At 42.9% G+C, this 17,667-nt stretch carries 13 protein-coding genes and 1 riboswitch; of the genes, 3 read left to right on the forward strand and 10 right to left on the reverse strand.

Features of this window, described 5'->3' with window-relative positions:
* Positions 1-53: 53 nt before the first annotated feature.
* The 9 genes from ACFFGT_RS01580 to ACFFGT_RS01620 form a co-directional block, all read right to left on the reverse strand.
* Entirely contained in the window at positions 54-623 is a 570-nt protein-coding gene (locus ACFFGT_RS01580; RefSeq protein WP_377020737.1) for a TlpA disulfide reductase family protein, read from the reverse strand.
* A gap of 118 nt (positions 624-741) precedes the next feature.
* A riboswitch (SAM riboswitch) is annotated at positions 742-852 on the reverse strand.
* Positions 853-1,129: 277 nt separating this feature from the next.
* Positions 1,130-2,605, reverse strand: coding sequence for a glycoside hydrolase family 32 protein (locus ACFFGT_RS01585; protein ID WP_377020738.1), 1,476 nt, complete (start codon positions 2,603-2,605; stop codon positions 1,130-1,132).
* Positions 2,606-2,724: 119 nt separating this feature from the next.
* Positions 2,725-3,516, reverse strand: coding sequence for a glucosamine-6-phosphate deaminase (locus tag ACFFGT_RS01590; RefSeq protein WP_377020739.1), 792 nt, complete (start codon positions 3,514-3,516; stop codon positions 2,725-2,727).
* The gene (gene nagA, locus ACFFGT_RS01595) at positions 3,506-4,693 is read right to left on the reverse strand and encodes an N-acetylglucosamine-6-phosphate deacetylase (protein WP_377020740.1); all 1,188 of its coding nucleotides are present in this window, start codon (positions 4,691-4,693) and stop codon (positions 3,506-3,508) included. Before nagA ends, ACFFGT_RS01590 begins: the two co-directional genes overlap by 11 nt.
* 288 nt (positions 4,694-4,981) lie before the next feature.
* Positions 4,982-5,758: an isocitrate lyase/PEP mutase family protein gene (locus ACFFGT_RS01600; protein WP_377020741.1), complete on the reverse strand. Its 777-nt coding sequence runs from the start codon at positions 5,756-5,758 to the stop codon at positions 4,982-4,984.
* A 172-nt stretch (positions 5,759-5,930) separates the two neighbouring features.
* Positions 5,931-6,311 (reverse strand): YybH family protein, encoded by a 381-nt coding sequence (locus ACFFGT_RS01605; RefSeq protein ID WP_377020742.1) that lies wholly within the window; start codon positions 6,309-6,311, stop codon positions 5,931-5,933.
* 71 nt (positions 6,312-6,382) lie between these two features.
* On the reverse strand, positions 6,383-7,198 hold the full coding sequence (locus ACFFGT_RS01610; RefSeq protein WP_377020743.1) for a DUF6597 domain-containing transcriptional factor: 816 nt from the start codon (positions 7,196-7,198) through the stop codon (positions 6,383-6,385).
* A gap of 138 nt (positions 7,199-7,336) precedes the next feature.
* On the reverse strand, positions 7,337-8,881 hold the full coding sequence (locus ACFFGT_RS01615) for a RagB/SusD family nutrient uptake outer membrane protein (RefSeq protein WP_377020744.1): 1,545 nt from the start codon (positions 8,879-8,881) through the stop codon (positions 7,337-7,339).
* 26 nt (positions 8,882-8,907) lie between these two features.
* Positions 8,908-11,994 (reverse strand): SusC/RagA family TonB-linked outer membrane protein, encoded by a 3,087-nt coding sequence (locus tag ACFFGT_RS01620; protein ID WP_377020745.1) that lies wholly within the window; start codon positions 11,992-11,994, stop codon positions 8,908-8,910.
* A 544-nt stretch (positions 11,995-12,538) separates the two neighbouring features.
* On the opposite strand from ACFFGT_RS01620, the gene ACFFGT_RS01625 reads away from it, so the two are divergent.
* Genes ACFFGT_RS01625 through ACFFGT_RS01635 form a run of 3 tightly spaced genes read left to right on the forward strand, consistent with a single transcriptional unit; the run spans position 12,539 to position 16,722 of the window.
* On the forward strand, positions 12,539-13,354 hold the full coding sequence (locus ACFFGT_RS01625; RefSeq protein ID WP_377020746.1) for a phytanoyl-CoA dioxygenase family protein: 816 nt from the start codon (positions 12,539-12,541) through the stop codon (positions 13,352-13,354).
* A gap of 49 nt (positions 13,355-13,403) precedes the next feature.
* Positions 13,404-15,914, forward strand: coding sequence for a glucosidase family protein (locus ACFFGT_RS01630; RefSeq protein ID WP_377020747.1), 2,511 nt, complete (start codon positions 13,404-13,406; stop codon positions 15,912-15,914).
* The gene (locus ACFFGT_RS01635) at positions 15,904-16,722 is read left to right on the forward strand and encodes a sugar phosphate isomerase/epimerase family protein (protein ID WP_377020748.1); all 819 of its coding nucleotides are present in this window, start codon (positions 15,904-15,906) and stop codon (positions 16,720-16,722) included. The genes ACFFGT_RS01630 and ACFFGT_RS01635 overlap by 11 nt, the downstream gene beginning before the upstream one ends.
* On the opposite strand, the gene ACFFGT_RS01640 is transcribed toward ACFFGT_RS01635, so the two are convergent.
* Positions 16,707-17,594: a helix-turn-helix domain-containing protein gene (locus ACFFGT_RS01640; protein ID WP_377020749.1), complete on the reverse strand. Its 888-nt coding sequence runs from the start codon at positions 17,592-17,594 to the stop codon at positions 16,707-16,709. The two genes, ACFFGT_RS01635 and ACFFGT_RS01640, sit on opposite strands and share 16 nt — an antisense overlap.
* Positions 17,595-17,667: the final 73 nt, after the last annotated feature.

Here is a 17,667-nt window from a genome sequence, read left to right on the forward strand (position 1 = left end):
AGATAGATTTTTTTAACTGATGACAGCAAACAGGGTTGCCATCAATTGTTTTTTTAGTTTATAGATGCTGTTTTATTGTTCACCAAAGCATCAACGGCTTTTAACATGGATGCAAATTCCTGTTTATCATATAAACGGGTGAGGTAAACAATTTTTCCATCACGGTCGATAACTACATTGCGGGTAACGCCGCTCTTTTTGTTGGCAAACCGGCCAAAAATATCAGCACCGGGATCAAGTGCCAGCGGATAGCTGATATTCATATCATGATGGAAACCTTTTACTTTTTCAAGCGGCTCATCGCGGTCAACGCCAATTAAAACCAGGCCTTTATCTTTATATGCCTGCCAGATGTCTTTTTCCAGATGCGGCATTTCTTCGCGGCATACGCTACACCAGCTTGCGGTAAACTGCAGGATAACCACTTTACCGCGCAATTGCTTTAATGATGTTTTGGTACCATCGGTTAATACCAGCTCAAAATCTGCAGGGGCAAGGTCACCCGTTTTCACAATGTAACCGCGGTCGCCCGCGGCAGGATCAGCAACCTTTGTTGTTTGCGCAGCAGCAAGCAATGTTGTTATGGAAAGCGAGCAGGTAATAAGTAAATGTTTAATGTTCATTGCTATACATGTTAACCGTTATATCAGATCGGTGATACTTCAATATTTTTTAGCAAGGAAAACGAGGAGAGAAAAGAATATATACATTACCGGGCACTAAGCCGGGCAATAGTGTATTATATTATCTTTTCTACCCAATGGGCAGACAGGAATTAGCACCTTTATAACAATGGGCTTACAGGTTGCTAAGACATCACAGGGCCTTTCCCTCAGTCTTTCTTGATAATTAAAATATTCAAAGAGCCGTTTTGACAATGCAAATATATATAAATTCTACTAAAACCATAGACATTATATAATTATTGCAATAAAATGAATTAAGCATCATAAAAATTGTATCTCTACGTGCAAGTTCAAGCGTCCACGCTTGAATTAAAGAGAAATTGAGGGTCCTCGCTCGCGGTTATCATCGTATAGTAAGCGTGGACGCCTGAACCTGCAAAAACAAAAAAGCGCCCCTATTCATTATGGGGCGCTTTCATTCATAAAATTCAGTAACTGTGTTTTTATTTTTCCCAGATTGATTTTAACGCGGTTTGTTGCAGGCCGATGCCTTTGGTTGTAATACGATCAAAGGGTTTATTAGGGAAAAAGATAGCTGTCATGGTAGTAAGTCCACCGTCGGCAAAAAGTTCAACTGATGTACCATCAATTACCAGTGTAAGATCTGAGGTTTTTGTTCTCGCATACCTTGGAGCAACAAAGCGGCCTTTAAAATCTTTTTGAAAATCAACCTTGCCCGCTTTCGTTCTGTCGATATAATATTGATTTGCTTTTTTATCATAGCCGATCAATAGCTCTTCGCCAAGATCATTTGATAGGGTTATCGTATAATCATCAAGCGATTCTGTAATCTTTTTTAACACACTTTGCGCAGACAGTTTTGCAGTTGCAGCAGTTTGAGGGGCCAAGGAAATAATTTTTAACTCGCCAACAGGAACCGACGCAAGTAACAATTCGCCATTCACTTTTTTCAACGACAAAACGCGCGGGATGGTCATGGCATTACGCCATTTTTCGGTTGGCACCTGGTTGGCATATTCCCAGTTGCTCATCCAGCCTAAAAATATTTTGCGCGGACCTGTATTGCCCCATATTATGCCAGCGTACTCATCCGGACCATAATCGAGCCAGCGGGTTTTAGTATCAACCGGGGTAAATTTACTGCCGTTAAACTGCCCGACAAAATACTGGGTTGCCGAGCCCCCGTTTGGCCCACCGGGATTAATATTGACGATAAGCACCCAATAAGTTTTACCATCAACCTTTAAAGGGAACAAATCAGGGCATTCCCAAACACCGCCATGCGCCCCTGTTTCCAATCCAAATTCACTTTCCCTTTTCCAATTTTTCAAATCGGGCGCTGAGTAAAACGTAATATGATCTTTAGTGGCAAGCGTCATGAGCCATTTCTTCTCTTTAGCGTACCACATCACTTTAGGGTCGCGAAAATCTTTTATGCCGGGGTTTCTCAGAACCGGGTTACCCTTGTATTTAGTCCAGGTGTTACCATTATCAAGACTGTAAGCCAGACTTTGATTTTGAAATTTATCCGTTCCCGCCTTTTCCCCTTTTGGGTCATGATGGGTAAAGATGGCAACCAGCGGGATTTTTCCCTTTTTACCAAAACCACTTGTGTTGTTGGAATCAACCACAGCACTGCCCGAAAATATATAACCTAAACTATCGGGATATAAAGCAATCGGCTGTTCTTTCCAGTGAATAAGATCGGTGCTCATTGCATGCCCCCAGTGCATGGGTCCCCAAACAGATGCCTTGGGATAATACTGATAAAACAGGTGATAAGTATGGTTAAAATAAACCATGCCGTTGGGATCATTGATCCAATGCTGTTTTGGCGAAAAATGGATCTGCGGGCGGTATTGTTCTTTGTAAGTTGCAGCAGTTTTTTCCTGTGCATTTACTATAGCCGGTAATACCAGGCCAAGCGCCAACAGGCTCAGGATCTTCAAATTTTTCATTATTACAGGATTAATTGGTATGGGAATATACACCGATAATTTATTTAAAACCAAATAGTTTTAAATACTTGCCCCATACAGCAACATTTCTGCAGATAACATTCTTTTATCAGCTGATTTTACACGTGGCTAAAACTATCTGCATCAACAAAGAGTACAGCGTTATCATGCATTTTTAAGATGGTAGAAGGATAATACTCCGACACAGGCTCCTGCAGGGTATGTTTTACAGCTGCTGCTTTATTAGCCCCGGGCACCATACAAAATACATGGGCAGCGTTCATTAAAGCGGGAACAGTTAGCGTCATTGCGTATTCGGGCACGGCATCCAAAATATCAAAACAACCGTCGTTAACCTGTTGCTGCCGGCAGGCCTGATCCAGCTGTACCCTTTTCACCATTTCCGGATCATGGAAGTTTGCCACATGCGGATCGTTAAAAGCAATGTGGGTGTTCTCTCCTATCCCCATACATACCATATCAGCCGGGTTACTTTTCAATAGTTGGGTATAGCGTTCGCATTCGGCCTTATGATCTGCCACGTTACCGTTAAAATAATTGACTGACGCAAATGGCACACGCTCAAAAAGCCTCTTTTTAAGAAAGCTGCTGAACAACTGTGGAGCAGCATATGGCAAACCGAGGTATTCATCCATATGAAAAGCATTTATTTTCTGCCATTCGATGCCCTCATCATTCACCAATGCATCCAGGAATTCATTTTGTGAAGGTGCAGCCGCAAAAATCATATTGACCGAGGGTTTCGTAAGCAGCAGCTGCTTAATTTTTTCGCTTACCATTTTGGCTGCTGTTTGCCCAAGGGCTGCCCGGTTTTCCAGCACAATTACTTCAAGCTTTTCTGCTTTTATCTTTTTCAACATGGAAATGTCGTTAACTAAATTAAATTGCATGAACAGCTTTACCGCCGATGATGGTTTTATGCAGGTTAATTTCATCGTCAAAAATCACCAGATCGGCATCTTTCCCAACAGTTATTGATCCCATGGTATCATCTGCTTTCATAATTTTGGCCGGGGTTATGGTCATCATTTTTACGGCATCAATTACTGGTACATCAGCAAGGGTGATCATGTTTTTAACCAGTTGGATAGTTGTTGCAACACTCCCGGCAAACGCGCTCCTGTCGGGCAATTTCGCTACGTTATCTTCCACTATCACTTTTAAGCCATTACGGCGATCGCCTAAAATACTTTCGCCGGGCGGCATTCCGGCGGCCCGCATAGCATCAGTTATGAGAGCGATTTTTTCCGGCCCTTTAATCTTGTAAACAAGCTTAAGCAAAGCCGGGGGCAGGTGCCTTCCGTCGGCAATTATCTCAACCGTCATATCTTCCAGCAAGTAACCGCTTTCAACAACTCCGGCGTACCTGAACGCATTGCGCCTGGATACACCCGACATGCCCGAATAAAAATGGGTGATATGGGTATAACCATTTTCATAAGCTTCAAGCACCTCTTCGTAAATGGCATTGGTATGGGCTATGGATGGCAAAATCCCTTTTGATTTCAGGAAGCGCCCGAATTCAATCGCGCCTTTTAGCTCCGGGGCGGCGCTCCATCGTTTTACTACAGATGAATGCTGTAAAATTTCCTGGTATTCTTTTGGATCAGGCGGGCGGATAAAGCGGGGATCCTGTGCTCCCCGCTGCTCCATATCAAAGTATGGGCCTTCAATATGCATCCCTAAAAACCGGGCCCCATCTTTATTTAATGGCTCCGATTCTTCGTACAAGCTCAGGGTTTTTAGTAAAGCATCCTGCTCGCAGCTTAGTGTAGTTGGTGTAAAAGCTGTTGTACCCTGACTGGCATGCAGCCTGGCAATTTCGAGATAAGCCTCAACGGTATTATCCATAAAGTCGTGCCCACCACCGCCATGCACATGGATATCAATAAAACCAGGCGATAAGTATTTACCACCTGCATCAATTACTGTTTCAGCTTCACTATCTATATTCCCTTCGGCAATAGCAATGATCTTACCGTTTCGGGCTAATAACGTACCGTTCTTAATGATCCGCGTTGGCGTTACAATTTTTGCGTTAATGATTTTCAAACCCGGATAATCCATCTTCTAAGATACTGATATTAATCTCAAAACCAATACGTGTACGTACACAATAGCAATTATAGTATTTATTATGATTATTCCCAAAGCAGCGGTAATTTATTATTCATCATTGTTGCCGGAAATCTTTTAAACATCTGCCCAGCATTTCTCAAAAAATAAAAAGTCCCTAACGCTCGCCGCAGGGACTTTTAACCTAAACTTATTTTATAGTTTATTAAACTACTTCACAATAACTTCACATCCTATAAAAAGTTTTCAACTCCTTACAACTCATAGTTGGTTTATGGCCTAATTAAACAGGCTCATGAAGCTATTTTCGGCAACTATTTTTTCAATGGAGCTTTCCAACACCTTGTAAATGTTCATATTTAAAAACGGCCCTGCACTGATCCTTTTAACCCCGGCATCCTGTAACGCTTTAAAATCCGGGAGGCCAGGCATACACATCACGTTAATGGGAAGAGTAGATAATGCTGTTACTTTTTCTATATCAGCTATTTGGGTGATACAAGGAAAAAACAAACCATGTACACCTGTATCCTGGTAAAGTTTAGTCCTGGCCAAAGCATCTTCCAACGCATTGGGTACATTAAGCAGGAATGAATCAGTCCTTACGTTTATAAATATTTCTACTCCGGCATCGGCCAGCAGTTTGGTGATCTGTTTAAGTTTTGCAGCAAAACTATCCGCATCAACAATACTTCGCTTACCATTGGTTACTATCGAGTCTTCTATGTTGATGCCCACTACCCCAAGGTTATGCAACTGAATTATGTTATTACTGATTTCCTCCGGCGTATCCCCATAACCGGCTTCCAGGTCGACAGTTAGCATGGCCGATGTTGTAGCTGCTATCCGTTTGATGACAAAAAGGTACTCTTCAAAACTCATTTCTTCACCATCTGCAAAGCCTAATGACCCGGCAACAGCTGCACTTGATGTGCCGATTACTTCAAAATTTAACTTATCATAAACCAGTGCGCTTTGAGCATTCCATACATTGCCAACCTGCACAGGGATTGTTTTATGGTGCAGGGCTAAAAACTCTTTAAATCTATTTTTCATGATCATATTTTTATTTATGCTCAAAAATACCGCGACGATTCCGGCTTAAATTGTATAAAACGGAACAGATGAGGTGAAAGGTGAAAGGTGAAAGGTGAAAGGTGAAAGGTGAAAGGTGAAAGGTGAAACACCAATGGCCGGTACCCGGCCATTGGTGTTTCTGAAGTTCGGATCAGGCTACAAGGTTAGCTTCGGCACCGAAAGCGTGGTCGATGATAATTTTCCAGTTGCCATCAGGTTGTTGCCTCATTACCTCCATACCTTTTGCGGCAACCTGTGTTTTGCCCTGATCTGTAATTGTCCATTCAGACCGGCCCAAAGCTACATCGCCCGATTGCAGGCAGTAAACGGTTTTAATTTCCATTACGCCCGGAACAGCGCAGATGCTTTTAACAGCTTCTTCAAACTCGGCTCTGCCTGATACTTCTTTTCCCGGTTCGGGGAAAATGATGCCGTTGGCATCGTACACATTCATAATTACATTTAAATCTTTGGTGTTAAAAGCTGCCGCCAATAATGCGTGCACTTCCTGTGGTGTTTTTGCTGATTTCATTTTTTTGTTTGTTAATTATATCAGCAAAACTATGGAGCGTGAACAGCCCAAAATTGTACAAAACGGAAGTGTTAACCGCCGGCCAATACCTGGTTTATTGGCGACGCCTGAGCAGCAAAAGAATTAGGCGTAAAGCCAGTAAAAAGTTTAAATTCTTTTATAAAATGTGCCTGATCAAAATAGCCTGCACTGTAAGCCACGTTAGTCAGTTTTTCTTCGTTGGAGCTAACCAGGCTGAGGCTATGCTGAAAGCGGTTTATTTTATAAAATAATTTAGGTGGTAAACCTGTGTATTGCGAAAAAAGGGTATTCAAGTACCGCGCTGAGATGTTATGACGGTTGGATATGGACAGGATATTATCGCCGCTGTAATTCTTTTTAAGATTGCTTACAATATCCCCTATGAATTTGATTTTCGAATGCTTTTTTTCAGATACCGATAAACGGCTCCATAAATAATCCTCAATCATGGCCACTTTTGTATTCAGATCGGCAGTCTCCAGTAATTTTAAATAAAGCGTCTTTAATTTAGGGCCGAATACATGCGTGGCATCAACAATTTCGTTATTAAACTCTGATACGCTTTCATCAAAAAAATAAGCGGCCGAATGCGGATAAAAACGGAAGCCCAGCATAATATTCCTCCCTACCGATTGTATGGCTAATGGCCTGGTGATCTGGCCCCAAAGTTCAACGGGTGGCGTGGTGTAAAACAAATCTCCTTTTTTTGATTTCCAGTTTCCGGTGCCAAGGTTAAAGATCACCTCCATGGTACCGCTTGGAAATACGATATCATCATAGCTCCTGTCCGAATCAGATTCATACAGATAGAAGCACTTGATATAAGGCTGCAGCTTTTGGCCCGGAAGGATTTCTTTGAAAACCATTAACACAAATATAAGATGTGAGGAGATCACCTGAATTGTAAAAAACGGAACATTCTTAAATGAAAAGTCAAAAAAAGCCGCACAACCTTTAAAGAAGGTTGTACGGCCAAATTAAGATAACATTTAGATTGGGATGAATTAATAACCAGGGTTTTGGGTGAGTTTACTATTTATTTGCAATTCGCGGAACGGGATAGCATAAATCAACCTGTCCTGGGTAACGTTAAAGGTACTCGGGAGCAACCAACCGTACAATGCTTTCATTGTTACACCTTTTGCGTTAAGAACATCAATAGCCATGCCGTTACGTATAAGATCGGTCCAGCGGTGATTTTCAAATGCAAGCTCATGCCTCATTTCATTTGCCACATTTTGTTTGGTAGCAGTTGAAAGGGCAGCCAAGCCTGCACGTTGCCTAACCTGGTTAATGTAAGGTAACGCTTCAGCGGCTTTACCTTCGGCTACAAGGCATTCAGCGAGCAATAATAGCGCGCCCGAATAGCGGAATACCGGCCAGTTATCATCTGTATTGTATTCAACCTGATATGGCGGATGTAAATATTTTTTGATGAAGTAATTGTATCCTACACCTGAGGTTGGTTTGTAATTAACAGGGCTTTTAACTGCTGTTATGGTCATTACCTCATTGTTAATATTACCTTCAGCAACCGCGATAGAGGCAGGTAGCCTAAGATCGCCTTGTTCGTACGAGTTTACCATTTCCTGTGTAGGTACATTCCAGCCGCCGCTGGCCAGGCCACCCCGCGCGTTAGTACCCCTTAAGCCGAGGATAAATTCAGAGTTTGTTGTTCGCGGTATGAAACGCCAGATAAAATCGCTCTGCTGGCCATCGTTACCTATTTTGTATTGCACCTCAAAAATCGATTCTTTACTGTTTTTGTTGGCAAGATCATACACTGCGGCATAATCGCTCAATAAGCCATAGTTCATTTTGGTTATATCAAGCAACGCTGCTTCGGCTTTGGCATACTCTTTAGTTTGCTTTGACATATAGCTATAAGCCAAAAGCATTTTTGCAGCCCCCTGTGTTGCCCTGCCTGTTTGCGGAAAAGTTTTGGCAACGGGTAATACCAGGATAGCAGCATTTAAATCGGTGATGATCTGGTTATAAACCTCATCTGCCGAACTTCGCGGCAAAAATGCACCGGCTACATCTGTTACCTCTGTCAGTTGCAATGGTACACCACCGTAATGCTGAACAAGGTCATAATAATAAAACGCCCTTAAAAATAATGCTTCGCCCGAAATCTGATCTTTATCAGCCTGCGCCAGGCTTGATTTTTCCAGCCTTGATAATATGGTGTTTACTTTAGAAATGCCCGAGTAATCGTTACCGTACCTGTTGCCCGGATTATTAGGCTCTTGGCTCGAAATATTATTGTCAATAAACTCAGCCATTGCCTCGGCACTGGTTGAGGTCCCCCTATCGGCAGAATAAATCGTAAAAAATGTATTATCAGAGCGTATTTCATCCATATAGATACCTATAAAAGCTACTGAACGAAGATTGGTGTAAGCGCCTGTTAGCGCCTGGTTATACTGAGCAGCGTCTTTATAAAAAGAAGCCGAGCTCAGGCTTGTTTGGGGAACAAGGTTAAGCGTTTCCTTTTTACAGGATACAATACTTAATGCCCCTAATATGATTATTGCTATTTTTTTCATTTTGTGTATTTGCTAAATATTCAATACTAAAAACTTGCGTTTAAACCTGCAGAAAGTGTTCTTGGAATTGGATAACCTGTAAAGTCGCGGCCCTGGTTCAAGCCGTTCAATCCGGCTAAACCTGCTTCGGGATTAAGCCCCGGATATTTGGTGAAAATAAACGCGTTTTGCGCGCTCAGCGTTATCCTGAAGCTTTTGAAATATTTATTGTTTTTAACAGGTACAGTATAGCCCAGGGTTATATTTTTTGCAGCTATATAATCAGCTTTAAATACCTGCCTGCTGGTAAAGTTCCTGAAATCGGCAGTTGTTCCGGCTCTCGTTCTTGGGTAGATCCCGTCGCCAGGATCTTGTTCTGATCTCCAGCGATTAGCAACACCTTTTCGCACGTTAAATACACCGTCCAAATTTTCTGTTGACTGAAAAGCATCGTCAGCAATATCGTTTCCTACCGAACCTGCCAGTACGATACTCAAATCAAAATTTTTGTATGAGAAGCTATTGGTAATACCATAAACAAAAGTTGGATTAGGGTTACCAATATAAGTACGGTCATAACTGTCAATTTTGCCATCAGGAACACCGTTAGGGCCGCTAACATCTTTAAAGCGGGCAGTACCTACCATGGCAGTTGCGTCATGTGGCTGGGTGTCAAATTCCTGCTGGGTCATATAAACTCCCGTGTTGATATAACCGTAAAATAGACCTATCGGGTGCCCTACAGCAGTCCTGTTATCATCCCAATATTCGTTATAACCACCAATAGGTGCATTATTGGTACCTAAGCTTTTAACCAGGTTACGATCAAAGGAAATATTGAAATTGGTATTCCATTTAAAGGCACCGATAAGGTTTTTAGAGGTGATGGTAAACTCATGCCCCCAGAAATCAAACCTGCCAACATTTGAAGTAATGCTTGAATAACCTGATTGTACAGGAATATCTATCCCATATAACAGGCCGTCGGTTTTTTTCCAATAGTAATCATAGGTAAATGCTATCCTGCTGTTAAATAATTCCAGGTCTAAACCAAGGTCGTAACCTGTCGTAGTTTCCCAGGTAAGGCTGTTATTGCCAATACCGCTTAATGCTTTCCCTGGAACTACCTGATTGCTGAACACGTAGTTGCTGGTATTAACCGAAGCCAGGTAGCTGTAATCGCCAATGTTATTGTTACCTACCTTACCCCAGTTTGCCCTTATTTTCAGGAAGCTGATAGGCTTGATGTTTTTCACAAATGCCTCGTCAGATGCTACCCAGCCCGCAGATACCGACGGGAAATTTCCGTACTTATTGTTTGGCCCGAATTTAGAAGAACCATCGCGGCTCAAAGCAAATTCGACAAGATATTTTGAATCATAATTATATTTTAAACGGCCGATATAACGAATAAGTGACCATTGCGTAGCACCTACGTCGCCTAATTTAGTAGTAGCCGCGCTTATCCATTGAACGTTATCATCCGGGAATTGAGTTCCGTTGATATTGCTATTCTCATATGAATATTTTTGCGCTGTATAACCACCAAGTAAATCGAAATTGTGCTTACCACCCAGCGTTTTTTGATAGTTCAGCGTATTTTCACTCAGCCAGGTAACAAAACTGCTGGTATTATAGCTGCCCGTAGCCGGCTGAGGTGGTGCACTACCTAAGCCGCCCTGTGCTGTTGAGGGAGTAAACTGCCTGTTAATAGTATTATCGGTGTTTACGTTTATAGTTGTTTTGAACTTAAGCCCGTCAATGATCTTAAATTCGGCAAAGCCATTTGCAAGTACCCTGGCAGCTTTGGTTTTGTTTACCTGTTGCGTAACCACAAGATAATAGTTGGGATTGGGGAACATCCCGGGTTGAGAAAATGATACAGGATATGATCCATCAGCGTTTTTATACTTCAGCGTTGGATCCATTAAATAGGCGTTCTCAATAATGTTACGCCCGTTATCCAAACCAGGAACAACCTGATTGTTACCATAGCTTAATTCGAGATTAACACCAAGCGTTAATCTGTCAGATGCGGTGTAAACATTATTGGTCCTGGCTGTAAACCTTTCATCCTGTGAGTTTAATACCACACCTTGCTGTTTATTATAGTTTAAGTTAACAGTGGTTTTGATATCCTTTGCCCCTGCGCTGTAAGCCAGGTTATAATTTTGAGTTACGGCATTACGCAGCAATACATCAAACCAATTTGTACCGGTTTGGCCCGCATATTGGCTGGGGTTTTGATAAACCTGCGGCACTCCACCGGTATAACCTTCATACTTTGCGGCATCTTCATACCATTCTTTTTTATACTGTGCAAATTCCTGGGCATTCATCAAATCAGGCTTTCCGCGATCAGGTACCGACTGGATACCTGTATAAGAACTGAAATCGAGGCTTTTTTGACCGTTTTTTGCCTGCTTTGTGGTAACAAGGATAACACCGTTGGCAGCCCGCGAACCATACAGCGATGCCGAAGATGCATCTTTTAGCACAGAGATAGACTCGATCTCATCAGGGCTTAAACTTTGCAAGCCGCTAACGGAGGGAAAGCCGTCAATAACAATTAGCGGGTTATTACCTGCATTAATTGAAGCCGCGCCACGGATCCTGAAAGTCATTTCGGAGCCCGGCGTACCCGAATTTTGATTGATTTGCACACCGGCAAGTTTGCCCTGCAGCTTTTGCCCTATATTGGCAACCGGCATATCTTTTACTTCGGATGCCTTTATGGAGCTGATGGCACCGGTAACTTCGCGCCTGTTCTGCGTTCCGTAACTCACTACAACTACTTCTTTAAGGTTTTGTGAAAGTGACGCCAGGCGGATATCGATTGATCCGGTATTTTGAACCGTAACAACCTGTTCTTTATAGCCAATATACCTGAACACTAATACCCCGCCAACCGGGGCACTGATCCTGAATTTACCATTAACATCGGTTTGGGCACCGGTTGACGTTCCTTTCAGCATAACTGATACGCCCATTACCGGCTCCGAGCTAACCGAATCTTTTACAGTACCGGTTACCGCAACCTGCGCACCGGCATTGAACGGAAGATACATCAGCAGCCCCAAAAGGAGCGCTGAAAGATACTTCCAGGGGTCAAAAAGTAGAATTTTTTTTTTCATAAAATTACATGGGTTGGTTAATGATGGATTGAATAAGGCATAGCAAAGCCAGGCCAGTTTGATTAGCTTTTTTTGCCTCAGGCAATCGTTATTTAATGCCTCAGGGCTTTTGAAATAATAAAACAGTTGAACAATAAGCCGCTATGGGCTTTGGGACTGGGTAGTGACTTCGGGCATAAAACGTTTTACCAGACAAACGAAATTTCGCTTGTCTGCAACGGTCTGTACCCGGTCAATAATGTTTTCTTTCATAGAGCAGGGTGGTTAAAGATGATGACAACCATGTACAGACCCGGCGTAAGGAAACGTATCTGGCTGGTTGGCTTATAATTGTAACATCAAAAGTATTTCATAGATCAAAAATCGAAATACACATTTCGCACTTTAATTTGTACTTTTTGATATTTTTTTATTGTATTTTTTGGTACGCTGGGCACTCGGGACGATATATCAAAAAGTACAAAAAATAGACGCTCTTGTGCTAACAACCCGAAATTCATTTAAAATACTTTTGGAGCCATAAACCAATAAATACAAAACCTAAATGAAAAATGAGCTTTCGCAACAACAGGTTGCACAATACCGTAGTGATGGTTTCCTGGTGATAGAAGACTTCTTATCTCCCGATGAACTTGCCCTTTGGCGCACAGCTCTTGATGCCGCTGTAGCTAAGAGGAACGGTAATAAAATGCCCGACCGAAAAGAAGTATATGGTAAAGGTGATGATGCCGATAAAGCTTATTATGATAATGTTTTTGACCAGCTGATTAACCTGTGGCAGGATAACGAACAAATGAAACAGGTGATGCTTGATGAGCGCCTTGGCGAAATGGCAGCCCAACTGGCCGGTGTTGACGGTATCAGGATCTGGCATGATCAGGCGCTGATTAAAAAGCCATGGGCCAACCCCACATCCTGGCACCTGGATACCCCCTATTGGTCATTCAGCGACCGCAGGGCTTTATCTATTTGGGTAGCACTTGATGATGCCACCTATGAAAACGGATGCCTGTTCTTCATTCCGGGATCGTATCATCAAACCACATTTGAAAACCCGGGCATCGGCAAAAACATGGGTGCTATTTTTACCACCTACCCCGAATTTAAAGCAAGTAAATCAGTTGCAGCCCCCATGAAAGCAGGAAGCTGCTCATTTCACAACGGGCTTACTATACACGGAGCACATGCCAACATGACGCCGGGTTACAGGCGTGCCATGACCTGCGCCTACATGCCCGACGGCAATACTTACAACGGCATACAAAATATTTTAAGCGATGAAGATGCAGCCAACATTAAAGTGGGAGACTTGTTAAATAATGACCGGTTAAATCCTTTGATTTATAGCAGTACAAAGTAATTTAGCTTACGATAAAACCAATCCTGTTTCTCAACTAATAAGCCAAACCATGCTCCTTAACAAAACGATCATTAACTTCATATTATCGCTCCTTTTACTTTTATCTTTTAGAGGCATTGCGGCCCCGCTGGTTACCGAAAGTAAAATAGTAACCATCAGTACGCCTAAAATTACAATGGTACTTGATTATGGCGATAAAGCACAAATCACATCGCTGATTGTGAACGGGCAAAAAGTAGTGAGCAATACAGACGGGGCTTTTACATCTGTTAAAGCAGATGGCGTTTTGTACTCTTCATTGCATTTGAAAGGGAACCCGGTGCTGCTGCAAACTCCAGCAGCGATAACACTCAGTGGCATAAAATACGGCAGCAAAGATTTGACTATCAGCGAAAAGTGGATCTTCATAAAAAAAGAAGGCGCGATAAAATGGCGCATAGAACGGACTTTTTCCAAAGCGGCCAAAATTGAAGAAACAGATCTGCCTGTTATTAATTTTGATAACATTAACACTTGGGAAGGTGCCTACCAGGGCTACGGCGGGCTGGCCTGGTTTTACCTTTTTAATGAAAAACTGTGCACTTATGGCGTTCATACACGCTCAACCAATTTCTGGAACAGTAAAAACAACAACGGGCTGAACATCACTGTTGATGCACCGGGCAAAGCGGTTGCCATGAAATACACCCGCACTAATGGCGATAAACTGGCTTACGCCGTCACTGTTGCCGACCGGGAAATGCTGCCAAAATCAGACAGCGGCACCAACAGACGACTGTTTATCAGGAAAAGAACCGATGTATGGGCTCCTTTTGATGTATCGACTGTTAAAAGCTGCCAAAGTCTCACCTTTAGCTATTTTGATTACAATGAAAAATATGGCAGGGGTAAGCTGGCGGGTATAAACGGGGCACAGGTAAGCGCGGTTTTAGGCACCATTGCCCGCATCGGCGTTATTGATTCCCTGCATTTTGGCGGTAATAGCTGGGCTACGCCTTACGGCCCGATATGCCTGCACGAGCAATACATAGGTCAGCTTGGCCTGGGTATCAATGATCCGGCCTACCTGAAGGGTTATCAAAGCTGCCTCGATTTTTACCGCGATCATGCTATCCAACCCGATGGCCGCGTTTATTCACGCTGGGCGTATACCAATGAGGATGCCGCGCCAGGTCAGTTTAATAAATATGGATTTTATGAAGCCCAGTGGGGAATTTTAATAGATTCGAACCCCGACTTTGTGACCAACGTTGCCGAGTTATACGACATGACGGGAAACAAAGACTGGGTTAAAAGTCAGCAGTTATCCTGCGAAAAAGCACTGGAATGGATCCTGAAAAGGGACGGTAATAATAACGGCCTGGTTGAGATGATGACCAATTCGCAAAATCAGAAAAAAAGCAGCGATTGGATAGATATTATCTGGGCATCCTATGAAAATGCTTTTGTAAATGCCAAGCTCTACCATGCCCTTGTTAAATGGGCGGCAATTGAGCGTCAGCTCAACAACCCGGTAAAAGCCGGTTATTACGAAAACTTTGCAGCCAAACTGAAAACAAGTTTTAATAAGCCCACAAGCCAGGGCGGTTTATGGGACGAAGAAAAACAATGTTACGTACACTGGCGCGATAAGGACAACACCATACATGGCCGCAATATGGTTACCCCCGTTAACTTCATGGCAATTGCCTATGGTATTTGTGATGACAAAGCGCGCACGAAACTGATATTGGACAACATTGAGACTCAAATGCAGCAGGAAAAGCTGTTTTTCTGGCCTTTGGCCATGACCTCCTATGAACCCGCCGAAGGGAAAGAGTACCAGTTCCCTTTCCCCGAATATGAAAATGGTGATTTGTTTTTATCCTGGGGATCTGTAGCTGTTGCTGCTTATGCAAGCTATAACCCGGCTTTGGCAGTTAAATATGTAAAAAACGTACTGGAGCAGTACAGTAAAGACGGACTTGCCTACCAGCGTTACGGACGGCTGAAACAGGACGGCCGTGGCGATGATATTTTATCGGGCAATAGTTTAAGTATAGTTGGTTTATACCAGGCTGTTTATGGCGTAAACCCTTTATATAACCGTTTTTACCTCAACCCACATATCACACCCGAACTGTCTGGTACCGAGCTTAAATATAATTACAGAGGCCAGCGATTAACTATCGGGCTTAATAATGATGGCTATTCTGTAGCAAACAACAAGTTTAAAATCATAAGTCCCAGGAACTTCGGGTTTAATGCAACTCCAAGCCAGTTATCTTATTTCAATGGCGGCAATGAACAGACAGCTTTAAAGGTTACATCAAACAAGCAGTTAACCCTCAATATAATTAACTGGAGCAGCGACAAAATGGAATGGGTACAAAGCACAACTACATCTTCGGCAGCGCCGCTTACTTACCGCATTAGCCAATTGAAGCCTAATGAACAATACAGCGTTTCAGTTGGCGACAAAGTTGTAACAAAAGGAAAGAGCGACAGCAAAGGCGAACTAACGGTTAACCGCGCAAAAACGCCCATTTCTGAAAACATAAGCGTTATCCATGCAAATTAAGATCCTAAGCCCGCTGTGGGGGCACGAACACCTGCCGCTGAAAACTTTTCTCGACAAGATCAGGGTAGCAGGATATGATGGGATAGATACCTGGTTGCCTGCCGATGAGGACGATCAGCAATTGTTGTATGATTACCTGCAACAGCATCAAATGCACATTGTAATTCATCAACATGAAGCTGAAGGCAGCACGTTCAAAAAATTCAGGGAATCATTTGTTAAAAACCTTCACAAATGTGCCGAACCCGGCCCTATCCTCATCAATTCGCACACGGGGAAAGATTATTTCACTATGCAGGAAAACAGCGATCTGATTAACGCTGCACAGGAATTTTCGGCCAAAACAGGGATTACCGTAGCCCATGAAACACACCGCGGCCGGTTGGGTTATTCGCCGCAAATGACCGCCGAACTATTCAACCTGCAGGATAAATTTGCCATCACAGCCGATTTTTCGCATTGGGTATGTGTTACCGAAAGTATGCTGCAAAATTTTGAGGGGGCGATGAATGAAGCCATTAAACGCAGCCGGCATATTCATGCAAGAGTTGGTTTTGAAGAGGGGCCCCAGGTGCCTGATCCTGCAGCACCTGAGTGGCAATACGCGCTTGATCACTTTTTGGGTTGGTGGGACAGGATAGTGGCTAATAATAAACTGATTGGCACGCCGATACTACCCATAACTACAGAATTTGGTCCTCAACCCTATATGCCTGCCATGCCTTTCAGCAACAAGCCCGTTGCTGATCAATTTAGCATCAATTGTTTTATGAAAGACTTGCTGCGGAAACGTTACTGCGCAGACTGAACATTTTTACGAAATTCAGTTGGTGAAACCCCATTCTTCTTTTTAAACAACCGTGAAAAATAAAATACCGATTCAAAACCTGTTTGGTCGGCTATTTCACTGGTATTTAAAATGGTGGTCTGGAGCAGACTTTTGGCCCGTTCCAGGCGAATGTTAAGGTGGTACTGGTTGGGAGACACTCCGGTTATGCGCCTGAAAGCTTTTCGAAACGACGAATAGCCCATAGGTAACGCTTTTGCCAAATCTTCCATATCCAATGTATCCTCAAATGATTCCTGTATAATAAACCTCGCCTTTGATATGAGCTTACCTACCGGATCATCATTATATTCATGGTGCTGAATAATATTGCTGATCAACCCTAATAACTGCAGGGTCATGGCTGCTATTTGCTGTGGATAGCCGGGCAATGATGAACTCACACTTTCAACCAGATTATGAAATAACGCCAGGATATCTTTATTCAGACAGGAAGGCACAAGCGGGTTCTTCCGGTCAAAAAAGCCGTTGTTCATCAGTTGCTCTACATAAAAGCCATTGAAACCAACCCAAAACTCTTCCCAGCCCGATCCGGGGTCTGGTTTATAGCGGTGCCACACGCCCGGGTACAGAAAAAAACAGGTACCTTCAGCAACCTCGGCAGGTTTGGTTAATGCCGAACCGTACACACCTTTGCCCCTTGATATAAATACTATATAATAATCATTGAGTATGCGCCCACGGTTCCAGGTAAGCTGATGGCTTTCCGGATGTACCTGGTTAGGGTAATTATCATTGGGCTCTGTTTTAGAATAGCCAACGGTGGTTACATAAATGCCCCATCGTTCTTCAACCTCAGTAACGTTAAGATATTTGAAATAGTTCTTCAGCATTAATAATGGTTCACATTGGTTAACAACACCTTTTATCGCGGCATTACGCTGTTATGAGTTGCCTATTTGATGA

Origin of the sequence: Mucilaginibacter angelicae (genome assembly GCF_042434235.1) — a bacterium.
GTDB classification, from domain to species: domain Bacteria; phylum Bacteroidota; class Bacteroidia; order Sphingobacteriales; family Sphingobacteriaceae; genus Mucilaginibacter; species Mucilaginibacter angelicae.